Below are 17,881 nucleotides of genomic sequence, written 5' to 3'. Positions count from 1 at the left end.
ACTCCCCCTTTTAATATTCGATATCCATTAAATACAATCCACAAGGTTCAATCGTAATTCCTGCAGACTGTCTGTCTTTATTTTCCAAAGCATTTTTAAGCCATTCTATGCTTTTTCTCCCTCTGGCTACATCAACCATGCTTCCAACCAAAATTCTAACCATATTCCTAAGAAAACTTTCAGCCTTAAATGTAAATACAATATCGTCGTCTATTCTTTCGATTGTAATTTCATCAATAGTTCTAATTGGATTGGTATCTTCTTCCAAATCATTAACGAATGATGTAAAATCATGTTTTCCAATGAGCATATCTCTGCATTTTAGCAACAAATCAAAATCTAAGTAGTATTTTCTGTGACCTTTATAGTCATTAAACCAAGGCTCCATATAGTATTTGTTGCATAAAATGTATTTATATGTCTTTGATTTTGCACTAAATCTCGCATGAAAATCCAAATCCACTTCTTCTGATTTTACTATGACAATTGAATCACTCGTGAAGTGGTTGACTCCCATTAGAAATTGGTTTGCTGAAATATCTGTGTCAACAATGAAGTTACATACTTGACCTTTTGCATGAACTCCTTTGTCAGTTCTTCCAGCTCCATTTATTTTGACTGGTTGATTTACCATTTTTGTCACTGCTTTTTCTATTTCTAATTGTACGGATGGCAAATCATTCAACTTCTGCCATCCGTAAAATTTTGAGCCATCATATTGAACTGTCAGTTTTATATTTTTCATATTATTCTACTCACAATAATTAAAATGAATAATAAAATAATAACAGCATAGGCTATGAAATCTCTTTTTTGATAGGATAATTCATTCAGCCTTGTCCTTCCTTCTCCTCCACGATAACATCTAGCTTCCATGGCTACTGCAAGTTCTCCTGCTATTTTTAACGCATTTATGAACAGTGGAACTAGAAGTGGTACGAGGTTTTTAGCTCTCTTGATTATATTTCCCGATTCAAAATCTGCGCCTCTAGCCATTTGAGCTTTCATTATTTTGTCTGTTTCTTCAAATAGTGTGGGGATAAACCTAAGTGCTATTGTCATCATCATTGCAAATTGATGAGCAGGAAAGCCTATTTTAGCAAAGGGATGAAGCATTTTTTCCATAGCATCCGTCAATTCGATTGGTGATGTTGTCAAGGTCAATAAACTTGTACCTAAAACCAAGAATATCAATCTAAATGCCATAAAAAATCCCAAGTTCAATCCTGATTTTGTGACAGTAAATATTTTCCATTTCCACACAACTTCTCCCGGTGTCATCAATACGTTAAGTATAAAAGTCAACAAAATAATTGGAAGAAGTGGTTTAACTCCTTTGAATACAAAATTTGGTTTTATTTTTGAAATTTTGATTATAGCTATTAGGAACACCAATACAGGTGCGTATACCCAAAGTTTACTTATAAGAAATATCGCAATAATATATAAAAATACAAATGTTACCTTTACTCTTGGATCAAGCTTGTGAATAATGCTATCAGATGCAAAATATTGACCAATTGTTATATCTTTTATCATGATTTTGCCCCCATAGCTTTTTTGATGTTTTCATAAGCTTGTTCAACATTCAAGCAATCCGTTTTGACATCTAGTCCTTTTTCTTTCAATCTTCTCACAACTTGTGTCGATTGTGGGATGCTAAGTCCAATTTCTTTTAGCTCTTTTTCTTTGCTAAACACAACTTCCGGCTTATCGTCCATAAAAATCTGACTTTTGTCGATAACAATTACTCTGTTGCAAAGTTTTGCGATATCTTCCATGCTATGGCTTACCAAAATAACTGTCATGTCTTCTCTTTCAAAAAGTTGTTTTATTTGATTTAAAATCATATCGCGTCCCAATGGATCGAGCCCTGCAGTTGGTTCATCTAGTACTAAAAATTTTGGTTTCATCGCCAAAACACCGGCAATTGCAACTCTTCTTTTTTGTCCACCAGATAATTCAAATGGTGATTTTTCTTTCATGTGTTCAACGTCTAATCCAACAGCATCGCAAGCCCACTCTACACGTTCTTTGATTTCTTTATCTGTAAGTCCCAAATTCTTCGGTCCAAATTCAATGTCTTTGTAGCAAGTTTCTTCAAATAGTTGATACTCTGGATATTGAAATACTAATCCAACATTTTTTCTTATATCTGTTTTTACTTTTGTCTTTGTTGATATCCCGTCAACCAAAACATCGCCACCTGTTGGTTCCAATAATCCATTCAAATGTTGTGCTAGTGTTGATTTGCCGCTTCCAGTGTGTCCTATAATTCCAATAAATTCTCCAAGATTTATCTCTAAATTGATATCTTTGAGGGCTACTTTTTCAAATGGATTTGATTTGTTATAAATATGTTCTAAATTTTTGCATTCTATCTTCATATCTATCACCTAACACTCTCCAAAGCTTCAACGAGTTCGTCTACAGTAAGGACATCAGCTCTCACATTTATATTTGATTTATTTAAAAGGTAGCTGATTTCAGTAGGCTCTGGAACATCAAGACCAATTTCTTTCATTTGTTCGACATTTGAGAAAACTTCCCTTGGAGTTCCTTCAAGCACTACATCACCCTCATTAATCACGATTATTCTGTCGGCATTTACACATTCTTCCATGTAATGGGTAATGTGGATTATAGTTTTGCCCATTTCTCTTAGTTTCAAAACAGTATCCAAGATGTCTTTTCTTCCTTGAGGATCGAGCATTGCTGTCGGCTCATCCATTAGCAAACACTTTGGATTCATTGCTAATATACCTGCAATCGCAATTCTTTGTTTTTGACCTCCAGATAATAGTGCTGGTGAATGTCGCTTGTACTCACTCATTCCCACAAGTTCAAGACATTCATCTACTCTTTTGCGAAGTTCTTCTCTTGGAACTCCCAAATTTTCAGGCCCAAATGCAACGTCCTCTTCGACGATTGTCGCTACCAATTGGTTGTCAGGATTTTGGAATACCATCCCACACATTTCACGAATATCCCACAAGCTATCATCATCTTTTGTGTTCATATTTCCAACTAAAATATCCCCTTCAGTTGGAATGTATTGAGCATTAATGAGTTTTGCTAGTGTGGACTTTCCAGATCCGTTGTGCCCTAATACGCAGATGAATTCTCCCTCTTTAATATCTATGTTTAAGTTTTTTAATACTTTTTTTGATGAACCTTCATATTGAAAACTTAAGTTTTTTATTTCTATGATGTTTGTATCCTTTTTCATCAAAACTCCTCAATTTTATAAAAAAAGGGATGCTAATTCACATCCCTTAATTCTTAAATATTATTTATCTTCATCTTGTAATGATTCGTAATTTCCAGATTTTACTGTAGATTCTTCCTCTACTTCAGAATCATTTATTTCTTGTGCTTTTTCAGCTTCAATCATATCTTCTTCAGCTTTACCGTCATAATCTACTTCAATTCTGTCATATTTTGCTATTCCTGTACCGGCAGGTATAAGTTTACCAATTATTACATTTTCTTTTAAGCCTATTAAGTGATCAACTTTTCCTTTAATAGATGTTTCTGTTAATACTCTTGTAGTTTCTTGGAATGATGCTGCAGATAAGAAACTTTCAGTTGCAAGTGATGCTTTTGTGATACCCATTAACGAATGAGTTCCTGTTGCAGGAGTTTTTCCTTCTTTGACAAGTTGTTCATTAGTCATCTTGAAATCTCTCGCATCTACTACACTACCTGATAAGAACCCTGAATCTCCGCTTTCTTCGATTTTAATTTTGCTCATCATTTGTCTGATTATTATTTCAATGTGCTTATCGTCAATGTCTACACCTTGTAATCTGTAAACTTTTTGAACTTCTCTAATTATATAATCACGAACGCCTTCAGCCCCGTTAACTCTAAGAATATCTTGTGGATTGATTGAACCTTCTGTTAATGGTTCTCCCTTTTCAACATGATCTCCGTCGTTAACTCTAATGTGAGCGCCGTATGGAATTTGATAAACTTTTTCTTCGCCGTCTTCAGCAGTTACGATAACATCATTTCTCTTTTTGTTTTCTTGGATTTTTACAGTACCTTCTATTTCAGTAATGTAAGCAAGTCCTTTTGGTTTACGAGCTTCAAATAATTCTTCAACTCTAGGAAGACCTGATGTGATTCCTACTCCGGCGATACCACCTGAGTGGAAAGTTCTCATTGTCAATTGTGTACCTGGTTCACCTATTGATTGTGCGGCAATTATACCAACTGCTTCACCAATGTTTACAGGCTTACCAGTAGCTAAGTTTCTACCGTAACATTTAGCACAAACACCGTGTTTCATCTTACATCCAAGAACACTTCTTACCTTAACTTCTTTGATACCTTTTGATTCTATTCTTTCCGCAATAGCTTCATTGATCATATCATTTTTATGAACTATGATTTCTCCAGTATCCAAATCGAGAATATCTTCGAATGCGTATCTACCAATAATTCTAGATTTCAAATCTTCAACTTGTCTGTTACCGTCTTTGATTTCTTTTGCAACTATATATTCATCAGTACCACAATCATCTTCAGTTATGATTACATCTTGTGATACATCTACAAGTCTTCTTGTCAAATATCCAGAGTCTGCAGTTCTAAGCGCTGTATCTGATAGACCTTTTCTTGAACCGTGTGTTGAAATAAAGAACTCTTGTACTGAAAGACCTTCACGGAAGTTTGATGTGATAGGAATTTCGATTGTATTACCAGCAGTATCGGACATAAGACCACGCATACCACCTAATTGTCTGATTTGGTTTTCACTACCACGGGCTCCAGAAACGGCCATTATATTCAAGTTATTATCAGCAGGAAGGTTTGTCATCAATGCTTTAGTTACATCTTTAATACATTGTTCCCAAATTTCGATAACTTTCTTGTATCTTTCTTCGTTTGTAATATCCCCTTGAAGATAGATATCTTGAACCATATCAATTCTTTGTTCAGCTTGTTCAATGATAACTTTCTTTGAATCTGGAATTGTAATATCTCCCATTGATATTGTCAACGCACCAATTGTAGAATACTTGTATCCCATAGATTTGATGTAATCTAACAATTCAGCAGTTCTAATATTTCCATATTTTCTGAAAGTTAAATCGATGATTTTAGATAGCATTTTCTTGTCTACTTGCAAATCAACTTCAAGTGAATATGGATCTTCTTCTCTGTTCACCATACCCAAATCTTGAGGGATTCCTTCGTTGAAGATAAATCTACCAACAGTGCTTTCTACGATTTTACTTGTACCATCGTTATTCACACTGTCACGTTTAACTTTTACTATTGTTTGCAATGTTACATAATGCATTGCATAAGCTAACATCATTTCATCTATATCTTTGAAGATTAAGCCTTCACCTTTTTGACCTTCTTTTCTAGTAGTCATATAGAATGAACCCAATACCATATCTTGTGAAGGAGTTGTGATTGGTTTACCATCTTTTGGCGCAAGAATGTTGTTCGTACTTAACATCAAAAGTCTAGCTTCTGCTTGTGCTTCTGGAGATAATGGCAAATGGACTGCCATTTGGTCACCGTCAAAGTCCGCATTGTATGCAGTACATACTAATGGGTGAAGTTTGATAGCTTTACCTTCAACTAATATTGGTTCAAAAGCTTGAATACCAAGTCTGTGCAATGTCGGTGCACGGTTTAATAATACTGGATGATCGACTATAATATCTTCCAAAACATCCCACACTCTGTCATTTTCTCTTTCAACTAATTTCTTAGCGTTTTTGACGTTGTGTGAAATTTCTCTCTTAACTAATTCTCTAATTACAAATGGTTTGAACAATTCTAGAGCCATTTTCTTAGGAAGACCGCATTGATAGAATTTCAAGTTTGGTCCGATAACTATTACTGAACGACCAGAATAGTCAACTCTCTTACCTAACAAGTTTTGTCTGAAACGACCAGATTTACCTTTAAGCATATCTGACAAGCTCTTTAATGGTCTGTTACCAGGTCCTGTTACAGGTTTACCACGTCTACCATTGTCGATAAGAGCATCTACTGCTTCTTGAAGCATTCTTTTTTCGTTTCTTACAATGATTTCAGGAGATCCAATATCCAATAATCTTTTTAGACGATTATTTCTGTTGATAACCCTTCTGTATAAATCATTCAAATCGCTTGTAGCAAATCTTCCACCTTCAAGTTGTACCATTGGTCTGATATCTGGTGGAATAACTGGAATTACATCCATAATCATCCATGAAGGATCATTCTTTGATTCGATGAATGCTTCTACAACTTCAAGTCTTCTTAAAATTCTAACTTTCTTTTGTCCAGTTGCCCCTTCAAAAGTTTCAGTTAAGTTTTTGTATTCTTCTTGTAAGTCTATTTTTTGAAGAAGTTCTTTGATTGCTTCAGCTCCCATTTTGGCTCTGAAATCAACATCTTCTTCGTACTTATCACAGTAATCTTCGTATTCTTGTTCAGTTAATAATTGTTTTTCGTATAAATCAGTTTTACCTGGATCTATAACTACAAATGATGCAAAATAAAGAACTTTTTCAAGTGCTCTAGGACTCATATCTAATAACAATCCCATACGTGATGGAATTCCTTTGAAATACCAGATATGACTTACAGGAGTTGCAAGTTCTATGTGGCCCATTCTTTCACGTCTAACTTTTGATTTTGTAACTTCTACACCACATTTTTCGCATACAATACCCTTGTATCTTATTCTTTTGTATTTACCACAATTACATTCGTAATCTTTTGTAGGTCCAAATATTTTTTCACAGAATAAACCTTCTTTTTCAGGTTTTAATGTTCTATAATTTATAGTTTCTGGCTTTTTAACTTCTCCCCAAGACCATTGTCTGATTTTGTCTGGTGAAGCCAAACCAATTTTCATAGCTTCAAAAGTATTTTTTTGTACCAAGGAGCCCTCTCCTTTCTTATAGTCTATCATCGCTGCCGAATTCGCTAGAATCATCGTCTTCTTCTATCAATTCGACTTCTTCATTATTTTCATCAAGTAATTTAACATCCAAAGATAATGATTGAAGTTCCTTAATTAAAACTTTGAATGATTCAGGAATTCCTGGTTCAGGAATATTTTCCCCTTTAATAATAGCTTCATAAGTTTTAACACGACCTACAACATCATCTGATTTAACAGTTAAAATTTCTTGAAGAGTATGAGCTGCACCGTATGCTTCTAATGCCCAAACTTCCATTTCTCCAAATCTTTGACCACCAAATTGAGCTTTACCACCCAATGGTTGTTGAGTTACAAGAGAGTATGGTCCAGTTGATCTAGCGTGGATTTTTTCTGCAACCATGTGGTGTAGTTTCAACATATACATGTATCCTACAGTTACTGGGTTGTCGAAGTATTCTCCACTTCTACCATCTCTTAACCAAATCTTTCCTGTCTTTGGATATCCTGCTTCTTCCAAAGCATCTTCTATTTCAATGTCACTTGCACCATCAAATACTGGTGTAGCAACTTTCCAACCTAATTTACTAGCTGCAAGTCCCAAATGAACTTCAAGTACTTGTCCGATGTTCATACGACTTGGTACCCCTAATGGGTTAAGAACTACTTGAACTGGTGTACCATCTGGTAAGTATGGCATGTCTTCTTCTGGCATAATTCTTGAAACGACACCTTTGTTACCGTGACGACCACACATTTTATCCCCAACCATGATCTTTCTCTTAGTAGCCACGTATACTCTAACTACCTTGTTAACACCAGGAGATAATTCATCGCCGTTTGCTCTTGAATAAGTTTTAACATCAACAACAACACCTGATTCACCATGAGGAACTCTCAATGAAGTATCTCTTACTTCTCTAGCTTTTTCGCCAAATATAGCTCTCAATAATCTTTCTTCAGCAGATAATTCTGTTTCTCCTTTTGGAGTAACTTTACCAACTAAAATATCTCCTGATTTTACTTCAGCACCAATTCTAATAATTCCTTCATCATCAAGATTCTTTCTCATATCTTCTCCGACATTTGGAATATCTTTAGTGATTTCTTCAGCGCCTAATTTTGTTTCACGAGCTTCTGATTCGTGTTCTTCTATATGAACTGATGTCAATACATCATCAACAACTAATTTTTCGTTTAATAACATCGCATCTTCGTAGTTGTATCCTTCCCAAGTCATGAATGCAATAAGAATGTTCTTACCTAAAGCCATTTCTCCCATGTTTGTACTTGGACCGTCTGCGATTATATCATCAACATCAACCTTGTCCCCTTTATTTACGATAGGTCTTTGGTTGAAAGTTGTACCTTGGTTTGCCTTTTTAAATTTACGAATAGTGTACTTGTCAACTTTTCTATCTTCATCACGAGTTATTTCAATCATATCAGAAGAAACTTTTGTAACTGTACCTTTGTGTTTTGCTTTAACTACTACACCAGAGTCCTTAGCAGCTTTGTGTTCAATTCCAGTACCGATAATTGGTGCTTGAGTTGCCAACAATGGAACTGCTTGTCTTTGCATGTTTGAGCCCATCAATGCACGAGTAGCATCGTCGTTTTCCAAGAAAGGAATCATAGCTGTACCTACAGATACGATTTGTTGCGGACTAACGTCCATGTAGTCGATAAGTTCTCTTGGATAAATATCATTTTCGCCGTTGATACCACGACCAGAAACTCTTTCATTTACAAATCTAGAGTTTTCATCCAATGGTTCGTTCGCTTGTGCAATTATATATTTATCTTCTTCATCAGCTGTCAAATAAACAATATCTTCAGTAACTTCTCCAGTTTCTTTGTCAACACGTCTGTATGGAGTTTCTAAGAATCCATATTCATTAGTAGTAGAATAAGTTGTCATGGAAGTTATAAGACCGATGTTTGGTCCTTCTGGTGTTTCTATTGGACAGATTCTACCATAGTGAGAGTCGTGAACGTCACGCACTTCAACGCCCGCTCTATCCCTAGATAAACCACCTGGTCCCAAAGCTGACAATCTTCTCTTGTGAGTAAGTTCTGCCAATGGATTTGTTTGTTCCATGAATTGTGACAATTGACTTGAACCAAAGAATTCTTTGATTGCAGCTGTAACTGGACGAACGTTGATTAATGATTGTGGAGTTGCCAAGTCTGGGTCTTGTGTACTCATTCTTTCTCTTACAACTCTTTCCATTCTTGATAAACCAATTCTAAATTGATTTTGTAACAATTCACCAATAGTTCTTACACGTCTGTTACCTAAATGGTCGATATCATCAGTTGAACCAATTCCAAAGAATAAATTGAATTCGTAGTTAATGGATGCCAAAATATCTGAATGGATTATATGAATTGGAGATAATTGATGAACATTTTCTTCAATTGCTCTTTTGATTGATTTTTCGTCATCATTTTCTTCCAAGATTTTTTCCATAATAGGATAATAAACTTTTTCTGACAAATTCAAATCAGATAAATCCATATCCAAACCAAAACTATCCAAATCAACAAAGTGGTTACCAATAACACGAACACTTTGACCTTCGTGTCCGATAACATCAACAACATTTATACCTGCGTTTTCGATTTCGATTGCCATTTCTTCAGTAATCAAATCTCCTGCAGTAGCTAATATTTCTCCTGTTGATGTATCCACAACATCTTCTTTTGCTTTTTGATTAGTAATTCTGTCTCTCAAAGATAATTTTTTATTAAATTTGTAACGTCCTACCTTTGCTAAGTCGTATCTTCTACTGTCAAAGAACATGTTGTTAATCAAAGGTTCTGCACTTTCTAAAGATGCAGGATCTCCTGGTTTTAATTTCTTATAAATTTCAATTAAAGCACTTTCTCTGTCTTTTGAAATTTCTTTTTCGAGAGTTTTTCTTAAAATTTCAGAATCTCCCATAGCTTCAATTATTTCATCATCAGTGTCAAATAATAAAGCTCTAAGTAATGTAGTAACAGGTAATTTTCTAGTTCTGTCGATTCTAATATTCACTACACCACTTGCATCAGTATCCATTTCAAGCCAAGCACCTCTGTTTGGAATAACTGTAGATGCGAAGTTGCTGTTACCTGATTTATCAATTTCTTCGGCGAAGTAAACACCAGGACTTCTTACAAGTTGGCTTACAATTACCCTTTCAGCACCATTGATGATAAATGTACCGCTGTCTGTCATCAAAGGGAAATCACCCATAAAAACTTCTTGTTCTTTTACTTCTTCTGTGTCGGTGTTAATTAATCTTACTTTCACTTTTAACGGGCAAGAATAGTTAGTATCTCTGTCTTTTGCCTCTTGGATTGTATATTTTGGATTTTCCTCAAAATAATAATCCACAAATTCCAAAACAAGACTTCCCGCATAATCTTTTATAGGACTAATATCTTCAAAAACTTCCTTAATTCCTTTTTTTACAAACCAATCGAAACTATCAGTTTGAATACCAATAAGATTTGGAAGTCCCAAAACATTTTTGTTCCTAGAAAAGCTAACTCTGTCCGTTACTCCATACTTTTCAGTATGCATATACTTCACCCCTTATACTATCTTAAACTCCTAAATAATCTACTTTATAGCATAATTATCCATTTTTATACTGTATCTTAGAATTATATAACAACAGTTTTATTTTGTCAATTATTTTTTTGCGAAATTTTAGCTATTTCCTAAAATTCAAAATAAAAAAACTCACAAAACAAAAAATTCATTTTGTGAGCTAAATTTATTTCGTAATTTTTATAATTGTTTTCAAAACTCCATCAGAAATTAATCTGAAATAAACGATAGAATCTTCTACCAATTTATAAATTTCAACAGTTTCATCTAGTTTAAGTTCTTTCTTATATACAACTTCCACCTTTTTAATTGTGTCATAGTCAAGATAATTTTCAATCCATTCTATATATCTAGCATTGTTTGCGTGATAATTGTAATCTATATCTGTTTTTCTTACAGTATACTCACCACACTTTTCATAGTCGCCATCTAGTAACTCCACATCTTTTTCTATTATTGCATAACCATCTTCTCTTCCGTAAATCACTCCAAGATCGTCACCTATTCTTATAGGAAGCTTCTTTTCCGGATTGACAAGCAGCCATTTTGTTTTAGCTCTTACAATTAGTTCGCCATTTCTAAAAACATCGTAGTTACGAAAAGCGTAGAATTTTCTGGTATAAGTGTGGTAAGTTTGAATTGTCAAATCGTCAAATCTTTCAGGCATGTCATTTATATCAACATCCCATTGATATATAATCCAACTTCCATTCAAATCTTTAAGCTCTTCTTTAAGAATTTCTTCCTGTTTAATGGAACATTCAAGCATATAATCGAATAACTTGTTCAATCTTATTTTTGAATTTGTCCCACAAAAAACGTTCATAACTTTCGTATTTAAACTAACTTTCATATTACTCCTCTTTTAAATAGTAGCTTTCTCCCATGATAGATTTTTTCTTGGTAATATATCCATCATTGCTAAGCTTATTTAATTTGTCTTCCAATTCACTAACACTCAGTTTTATATTGTGTCTTTCTTCGATTATCTTACAAATCCTAAATAAATCAAGAGTTATTGGAAATACGTTATCTTCTTTCAACATTTTAAATAATTCCATATCCGATTCATTTTTCTTTTGAACATTTATTTCCAGCATTCGATACATTTCATCAAAAGGATTTTTAAATTTCGGTTGTGTAGTGTATGCAAGTCTAATTCTTGCAAACAATGTTTTTCCGATTTGAGCTTGGGAAATGAATACATCACCATTTGATAGATATGGAAGTCTTCGTATTTCTTCAGATGACAAATCAGTTTCTTTTCTGATAACTTCAAGGTCCTTTTCGGTTGAAATTCTAAAAATAAATTTTGTAGACAACTGTGCAATTGTAGTCTGTTCGATTGCAGCCATTCTTTGCGATGCTAATATTAGGAACACTCCGTATTTTCTACCTTCTTGGGCGATCTCTTTAATTATTCTTCTTGTAACAGATATTTGATCGCTGCCACAGAAGTTGTGAGCTTCATCAAAAACCATGCATATAATCGGAAAATATTCGTTTGTCATAGCATCAACATATCTTCTTCTTTTTCTGTAACAAGAATTCACTGCATACGATGCGTACAAGTTCAACATTTTTTGCGTACCCTGTATGATGACTGTTTTGCCCTCTTTTAGTGCTTCAAAAAGTTTTTGTGAAGTGTTCAAAAATATATCTGTGTTCAGTAATCTATTAAATCTCCTGATAACAGCTTGAAGTGAATCCACGTTTACAAGTTGTGAAAATCTTTCATAGTATCCCGTCGTGTCATCTTCCTTATCTGACAAGGCTCTGGATATGTTTGTCAAATAATCCAAAAATGCATTAGCACTCGATTGTGTTATTGCGTCTTTATCAAGGATAGCTTCATAAGCAGATTTCATGGATTCCGTGAGTTCTCCTTGTGTTTCTATCAAACTGATAAGCTCATATCTGTTCAAATCAGGAAAATTAATCCCCAAATCTTCCCCAACCTTTAAAACTTCAAATTTATCAGAAAAATCTATCCCGTAATTTTCCATAGTTCTATCCTTAAATACCATTTGATTATGTGGATCAAACACTATCGTAGGAACAGATTTTTTCATTAATTCTTCAATTACTACTCTCAGCCCGTATGATTTACCAGATCCTGATCCTCCAAAAATACCAATATGCGGATATTCAATCATGTTGTAGTAGTTAAATAAATAAACCAATTCTTCTTGATTGTGAACTTTTTGATTAGAATCCATGATTTTCAACAAATTTTTGTATTCAACAGGACATGTTTTATAAATCTCTTCAGTATTTTTTATAATTCCTATTTCAAGTGATTTGTCAATTGTACCAGAATAAAACAAGTGTTTAATCTCATCGAACTTTGGTTTTCTAACTGTAGATCCTGCTTCAATCGCAAATGCTGGATCGTCCATCACTCTGAATTTGTAAATGTATTTGATTCCTTCAGAAATGTTGTATCCTACTGCTTGAAGTTTTAGAATTTGTTCTTTAGTTATATAAGAATCAGCAGTGTTTGACTCCATAAACTCGTTAACACTGTGAGTTTCCGTGACTTGACACAAAATATCCCCTTGTTTGATATCTTCCACAATCATATACTCATTGATTCTAAGTCTATCGTATTTACTAGCTACAAAACATTCGATTTGGTCGGTCATGCCGACTACTCTAAAGTCTAAATCATTCATTATATAACTCTTTTACTCCTTTGAGATCTAAATATCGATTGGTACATTTCTGTATCCAAGTATTTCTTCGCCAATATTTCAGCTTGTTTATTGTCAATCCTAGTTTTCTTGTCTACCAAATCTAACAAAAACGGCACTCCTCTTGTATTTTCATCTGACATTGTAAGTACAAAAGAAATTATTTCATCAAAATCATTCATGTTTTGTGAAGGAATGTCGATAGCTATTACACAAGGATCCTTGGAAGTTCTGATGAAAGCTTGTTCTATATTGTACTCTTCTTTTCTGGATTTATGGTTTCTTACGACAAACCCTTCATCCATATCTAATGCATTGAACAAAGCTTCCCTGTCGAAAAGCATCCCCACATAATTATCATTTTCGTTAAAAGTGTTCATGATAATCTTCGTGCTGATTTCTTCGACAACTCCAACTAACAAAACACCTTTCATATCACAAAGTTTCACCAAATCTTCATATAAATCTTCCGCTTCAAGGCTATATCTCATTAAAGTTCCATCCATCATAAGTATTTTGATGTCGTGATGTGAAACTGCTTCAATCGCTACAGCAAGTTCTGTAGCACACAATTTTTCTTTTGAGATTTGGAATTGATCACGTTCCGAAAATTCATCCACCAATGGACACAAAATATCCGCCTTAACCAAAGGTTCTTGATCAGAACTTAGAAGAGCCATCGATTGAAAAAATTCCACATAGTTTGGATAATTTGCACCGATTCGATTAACAGAGCCGTCTACAACGCAAATACTACCTGATTTTTTAATTTCTTTTAACTTATTAACATCAAATCTATCATAAACTTTGATGTCCCCAATCTCATTTGTAATTAAATTTCTGATATATTCTCTGCTTAATTTAGAGATATTTTTTCTGTTTTTAAGTCTCTCATTTAAATGAGAGACTTCATCCATCAAATCTTTTGAAATCATAATTCTAAGCTCTCTTTGTAGACATCATTTTTCTTCAAACCGTACACATCGCTGACGATTTTCACTGCTTGTTTTTTTGACATTCCATCGTTGATGAGTTCTGTAAGTTTTTCTTTTACATCTATCTCTTCATTTTCTTCGATGAGTTTGTCGATTACAATTACGAATTCACCTTTTACAGTTTCGTTCTTCAACATTTCGATAACTTCAGCACAAGTCCCTTTCATAACGGACTCGTGAATTTTAGTAAGCTCTCTTAAAACACAAATTTTTCTGTCTCCCAAAAACTCACTGAGTTCTTCGACTGTCGCTTCAACTCTGTGAACCGATTCGTATATTATTGTAGTCATAGTTGCGTTTTTGATTTGGTCGTAAAACTTATTTCTGTCAGCGTTTTTCCTAGGTACGAATCCTAAGAATGCAAATTGCAAACTATCGAATCCACTTCTCACCAAAGCAGTTATTGCAGCACTTGCACCTGGCAGCACTTCAATATCGACATCACGATCAATCGCCTTTTCCAGTAAAATTTGTCCTGGATCACTGATAGAAGGCATCCCCGCATCACTAACTACCGCACAATTTATATTTTCCAATAAAATTTTGTCGATAATTTCTTCTGATCTGCTTTGTTCGTTATGTTTGTGATAACTTACAAGAGGCGTTTTGATGTCATAATAATTCAGTAATTTCGATGTATTTCTGGTATCTTCGCAATAAATCACATCCACATTCTTCAAAACGTCCAACGACCTCAAAGTCATATCTGCCAAGTTTCCAATTGGAGTAGGCACGACGTAAATTTTAGACTTTTGTAATTCCATATATATTCATCACTTCTTCCGTGTAGTCTTCACCATCGTAAATAATCAGATTTTTCTCAAAAGTCAAGAAAGGTTTCTGATTTTTCACAAATTGTATCATGACAAGATTGGGCTTATCATCAATTCTCGATTGCACAAACCTAATTCTCTTTGCTTCCATATTATATTTTCTTGCAATACTTAATAAATCGACCAATCTCTCACATCTATTTATCATAAACAAAGACCTGTTTGATTTGAGCTTTAACTTAGCAAATTCAAATAAATCTTCCAATTTCATCTCATTATCGTATCTCGATGTGTGAAAATTAGTATTTTTATTAGAAATACCATGACCATTTTTTTGATAAGGAGGGTTAACTATTATATTGTCGATTGAATCGTTTTTGATGTAGACATTTTTAAAATCATCATTGATAATATCGACATTTTCCAAATTATTAATCGCGATTGTTTCAGCCAACATACCTGCAACATCTTTTTGAATTTCAATTCCGATGCATTTTGACAAATTATACATTGCATTACATCTCAACATCAATATTCCCGTCCCACAGCCAATATCAATTAGATTGGTGCCTTTTTTCATTTTTGCAAAATCTGTGAGTAAAATGGAATCAATCGTAAAAGAAAATTTCTCATCATCAGCAATTATTTTTAAATCTGTTTTCGGTATAAAATGTTCTCTTTTCATATTAAAAAAATAGACCACTCAAAAATGAGTAGTCTAATTCTCCCCTAAAATTAGCAGTCTTGATGTGGAGCATCTACTGGACATACGTCAGCACAAGAACCACAATCGATACATGCGTCTTGATCAATTGTATAAATGTCCCCTTCAGAAATACAATCTACTGGACATTCAGGTTTACATTGTCCGCAAGCGATACAATCGTCAGAAATTTTATAAGCCATATTGCTTTACCCCCTTGTAATTTTAGAGCGTATTATGTATTTATGCTCTACAATCATTATTACACACTATTAGAATAAATGCAAGTGTTTAATGACATTTATGATTACATCCACCGCACTTATTAAAATCGATTAATTCGTCTACATTTACTTGAATTAATTCTTCTGTTTCATCCTCTGTCATCACTTTTACTTTTACAGATTCCAAAAGAGTATTAGTTTCAGTCACAACTCCTTCTCCCATCTCAGTAGTAACTTTTTGACCAACATGTGGCATTTTCTTTAATTTGCATTCATAGCCTTCTTGCTCATAATTCAAACAGCACATAAGTCTTCCACAAAGTCCACTGATTTTTGAAGGATTGAGAGATAATGATTGGTCTTTTGCCATCTTGATACTAACTGGATTGAAATTTCTCATATATCTGTTGCAGCAGCATCTTTGACCACAAGGACCAATTCCTCCTGCAATCTTCGCTTGATCCCTCACTCCAATTTGTCTCAATTCTATTCTGATTCTGAAAATTCTCGCTAATTCTTTTACTAATTCCCTAAAATCAACTCTTTCATCTGAAGTAAAATAAAAAATAACCTTATTGTTATCAAATGTATATTCACAGTCCACTAATTTCATATCCAAGCCGAATTCTTTTACCTTTTCTTTGCAGACTTCGATAGATTCCTTAGCTTTCTTCTTATTTTCCATATAAATATAATCATCTGCACTATCAGCCAATCTTATGATTGGTTTAAGATCAGACGATAATTCTTTTTCATTAATTTCAAAATTTTCTTTTACAACAACTCCATACTCAATACCACGAGCAGTCTCTACAATTACGTGATCTCCTAGTTTATATTGAAGATTATTGGAGTCGAAGTAATACACTTTACCAGCTTGTCTAAAACTAACACCAGTTACATCAAGCATAGTTTTCCTCCATTATATACAATAAAAGCTCTTCCATAGAAAGCTCAAAATTCGCATTAACTTTAAAATATCCTCTTACAGACTCAATCTTGTCCAAAGTATCCACGATAATTCTCTCATTTGCCTTTGGATATTTCTTGTACAATTTCACAAAATCTTTATTCAAAGAAGACTCGTCCTTAGTCTTCACAAATTTCAAAAACGACGAATAAAACTCCATCAAAAAATCAAACAATACATCTGTGTCTTTTTGAAAATCTGACAAATATTCCTTAGAATCTAACATTGTAAGAAGATTTTGCCCCATAGATTTATCCAAAATGTCCAAAGCTATCGTATAATCAAATTCTTCATTTTCTTTTTCACTGAGATAATTAATTACTTGACATCTTGAAATAATAGTTTTTAGAAGTTTATTCTTATTGTCTGTAAGTAGTATAAAATACACAAAAGGCTTTGGCTCTTCCAAATTTTTTAAAAGAGCGTTAGAAGCCTCTGTCCTCATCAAATCAGCCTGTTTTATCAACACGACCTTGTTATTAGATTCAAAAGGCTTTGTGGATACAAATTTTGAAATATCTCTGATTTTGTCTATGGTTATAGAATTTTTCTCAGGTTCTATAACCAACAGATCGGATAACTTATCTCTGTCAAACTTCAACTTCAAATTTGAGTTACTAACAAGTAAATTGTATATCAAAGCCTCAGCATCATAATTTATTTCGTTTAAATTCTCACCATATAGTAAATATTGGTTAGAAATTTTATTATTCTTGACTTGATTTATCAAAGTTTTGTTTTTCGGTAACATTAAAACTTTTTAAAATCCTCTAAATCCATAACGAAAATATTAGCCTTTGATTCATTATCAGACTCAATATCATTTTCGTCACATACTTTTTTAATCAAATCTAAAATAGATTGTTCTTTTTCCACATCAGTACCTATCAACATTGTAGTATTTCCTTTTTTCAAAAAACCACCTGTTGATGATAATTTAGTAGAAGAAATTTTATTCTCCAACAATTCTTTTGAAAGAATATGGCTCAAGTCATCTTCCATAATTACAACTATAAGTTTCATA

At 33.6% G+C, this 17,881-nt stretch carries 15 protein-coding genes; all 15 read right to left on the bottom strand.

The window, feature by feature from the left end:
* Positions 1 to 10: 10 nt before the first annotated feature.
* On the bottom strand, positions 11 to 745 hold the full coding sequence (truA, locus tag GKG01_RS04335; protein WP_094224914.1) for a tRNA pseudouridine(38-40) synthase TruA: 735 nt from the start codon (positions 743 to 745) through the stop codon (positions 11 to 13).
* On the bottom strand, positions 742 to 1,539 hold the full coding sequence (locus tag GKG01_RS04330) for an energy-coupling factor transporter transmembrane component T (RefSeq protein ID WP_154253598.1): 798 nt from the start codon (positions 1,537 to 1,539) through the stop codon (positions 742 to 744). Before GKG01_RS04330 ends, truA begins: the two co-directional genes overlap by 4 nt.
* Entirely contained in the window at positions 1,536 to 2,387 is an 852-nt protein-coding gene (locus tag GKG01_RS04325) for an energy-coupling factor transporter ATPase (RefSeq protein ID WP_154271613.1), read from the bottom strand. The genes GKG01_RS04330 and GKG01_RS04325 overlap by 4 nt, the downstream gene beginning before the upstream one ends.
* A gap of 5 nt (positions 2,388 to 2,392) precedes the next feature.
* Positions 2,393 to 3,229 carry an energy-coupling factor transporter ATPase gene (locus tag GKG01_RS04320; RefSeq protein WP_154271612.1) on the bottom strand — a complete coding sequence of 279 codons (837 nt, stop codon included), beginning with the start codon at positions 3,227 to 3,229 and terminating at the stop codon, positions 2,393 to 2,395.
* Positions 3,230 to 3,289: 60 nt separating this feature from the next.
* Positions 3,290 to 6,928, bottom strand: coding sequence for a DNA-directed RNA polymerase subunit beta' (gene rpoC / locus GKG01_RS04315; protein WP_194164483.1), 3,639 nt, complete (start codon positions 6,926 to 6,928; stop codon positions 3,290 to 3,292).
* A complete protein-coding gene (locus tag GKG01_RS04310; RefSeq protein ID WP_154271611.1) occupies positions 6,915 to 10,469 on the bottom strand; it encodes a DNA-directed RNA polymerase subunit beta in 3,555 nt (1,184 codons plus the stop codon). Before GKG01_RS04310 ends, rpoC begins: the two co-directional genes overlap by 14 nt.
* A 196-nt stretch (positions 10,470 to 10,665) precedes the next feature.
* Positions 10,666 to 11,352 (bottom strand): acyl-ACP thioesterase domain-containing protein, encoded by a 687-nt coding sequence (locus GKG01_RS04305; protein WP_154271610.1) that lies wholly within the window; start codon positions 11,350 to 11,352, stop codon positions 10,666 to 10,668.
* A 1-nt stretch (position 11,353) separates the two neighbouring features.
* Positions 11,354 to 13,174: an ATP-binding protein gene (locus GKG01_RS04300; protein WP_154271609.1), complete on the bottom strand. Its 1,821-nt coding sequence runs from the start codon at positions 13,172 to 13,174 to the stop codon at positions 11,354 to 11,356.
* A complete protein-coding gene (locus GKG01_RS04295) occupies positions 13,174 to 14,127 on the bottom strand; it encodes a DNA double-strand break repair nuclease NurA (protein ID WP_154271608.1) in 954 nt (317 codons plus the stop codon). Before GKG01_RS04295 ends, GKG01_RS04300 begins: the two co-directional genes overlap by 1 nt.
* Positions 14,124 to 14,951, bottom strand: coding sequence for a 16S rRNA (cytidine(1402)-2'-O)-methyltransferase (rsmI, locus tag GKG01_RS04290; protein ID WP_154271607.1), 828 nt, complete (start codon positions 14,949 to 14,951; stop codon positions 14,124 to 14,126). Before rsmI ends, GKG01_RS04295 begins: the two co-directional genes overlap by 4 nt.
* The gene (locus GKG01_RS04285) at positions 14,932 to 15,645 is read right to left on the bottom strand and encodes a methyltransferase (RefSeq protein ID WP_102163895.1); all 714 of its coding nucleotides are present in this window, start codon (positions 15,643 to 15,645) and stop codon (positions 14,932 to 14,934) included. Before GKG01_RS04285 ends, rsmI begins: the two co-directional genes overlap by 20 nt.
* A gap of 50 nt (positions 15,646 to 15,695) precedes the next feature.
* On the bottom strand, positions 15,696 to 15,866 hold the full coding sequence (locus GKG01_RS04280; RefSeq protein ID WP_002835022.1) for a 4Fe-4S binding protein: 171 nt from the start codon (positions 15,864 to 15,866) through the stop codon (positions 15,696 to 15,698).
* A gap of 88 nt (positions 15,867 to 15,954) precedes the next feature.
* Positions 15,955 to 16,797 (bottom strand): stage 0 sporulation family protein, encoded by an 843-nt coding sequence (locus GKG01_RS04275; RefSeq protein ID WP_094205995.1) that lies wholly within the window; start codon positions 16,795 to 16,797, stop codon positions 15,955 to 15,957.
* Positions 16,790 to 17,608, bottom strand: coding sequence for a DNA polymerase III subunit delta (locus GKG01_RS04270; RefSeq protein WP_094224925.1), 819 nt, complete (start codon positions 17,606 to 17,608; stop codon positions 16,790 to 16,792). Before GKG01_RS04270 ends, GKG01_RS04275 begins: the two co-directional genes overlap by 8 nt.
* Positions 17,608 to 17,880, bottom strand: coding sequence for a cyclic-di-AMP receptor (locus GKG01_RS04265; protein WP_002835026.1), 273 nt, complete (start codon positions 17,878 to 17,880; stop codon positions 17,608 to 17,610). The genes GKG01_RS04270 and GKG01_RS04265 overlap by 1 nt, the downstream gene beginning before the upstream one ends.
* Position 17,881 lies beyond the last annotated feature (1 nt).

The organism is Finegoldia sp. BIOML-A4, assembly GCF_009679635.1.
GTDB lineage: Bacteria > Bacillota > Clostridia > Tissierellales > Peptoniphilaceae > Finegoldia > Finegoldia magna.
The sequence above is the reverse complement of the archived record's forward strand: the minus strand, read 5'-3'. Positions and strand labels throughout refer to the sequence as shown.

What these genes read in the sequence shown, in the direction of transcription:
- truA (WP_094224914.1), bottom strand. Translation starts at nt 745, where the DNA reads ATGAAAAATATAAAACTGACAGTTCAATATGATGGCTCAAAATTTTAC.
- GKG01_RS04330 (WP_154253598.1), bottom strand. Translation starts at nt 1,539, where the DNA reads ATGATAAAAGATATAACAATTGGTCAATATTTTGCATCTGATAGCATT.
- GKG01_RS04325 (WP_154271613.1), bottom strand. Translation starts at nt 2,387, where the DNA reads ATGAAGATAGAATGCAAAAATTTAGAACATATTTATAACAAATCAAAT.
- GKG01_RS04320 (WP_154271612.1), bottom strand. Translation starts at nt 3,229, where the DNA reads ATGAAAAAGGATACAAACATCATAGAAATAAAAAACTTAAGTTTTCAA.
- rpoC (WP_194164483.1), bottom strand. Translation starts at nt 6,928, where the DNA reads ATGATAGACTATAAGAAAGGAGAGGGCTCCTTGGTACAAAAAAATACT.
- GKG01_RS04310 (WP_154271611.1), bottom strand. Translation starts at nt 10,469, where the DNA reads ATGCATACTGAAAAGTATGGAGTAACGGACAGAGTTAGCTTTTCTAGG.
- GKG01_RS04305 (WP_154271610.1), bottom strand. Translation starts at nt 11,352, where the DNA reads ATGAAAGTTAGTTTAAATACGAAAGTTATGAACGTTTTTTGTGGGACA.
- GKG01_RS04300 (WP_154271609.1), bottom strand. Translation starts at nt 13,174, where the DNA reads ATGAATGATTTAGACTTTAGAGTAGTCGGCATGACCGACCAAATCGAA.
- GKG01_RS04295 (WP_154271608.1), bottom strand. Translation starts at nt 14,127, where the DNA reads ATGATTTCAAAAGATTTGATGGATGAAGTCTCTCATTTAAATGAGAGA.
- rsmI (WP_154271607.1), bottom strand. Translation starts at nt 14,951, where the DNA reads ATGGAATTACAAAAGTCTAAAATTTACGTCGTGCCTACTCCAATTGGA.
- GKG01_RS04285 (WP_102163895.1), bottom strand. Translation starts at nt 15,645, where the DNA reads ATGAAAAGAGAACATTTTATACCGAAAACAGATTTAAAAATAATTGCT.
- GKG01_RS04280 (WP_002835022.1), bottom strand. Translation starts at nt 15,866, where the DNA reads ATGGCTTATAAAATTTCTGACGATTGTATCGCTTGCGGACAATGTAAA.
- GKG01_RS04275 (WP_094205995.1), bottom strand. Translation starts at nt 16,797, where the DNA reads ATGCTTGATGTAACTGGTGTTAGTTTTAGACAAGCTGGTAAAGTGTAT.
- GKG01_RS04270 (WP_094224925.1), bottom strand. Translation starts at nt 17,608, where the DNA reads ATGTTACCGAAAAACAAAACTTTGATAAATCAAGTCAAGAATAATAAA.
- GKG01_RS04265 (WP_002835026.1), bottom strand. Translation starts at nt 17,880, where the DNA reads ATGAAACTTATAGTTGTAATTATGGAAGATGACTTGAGCCATATTCTT.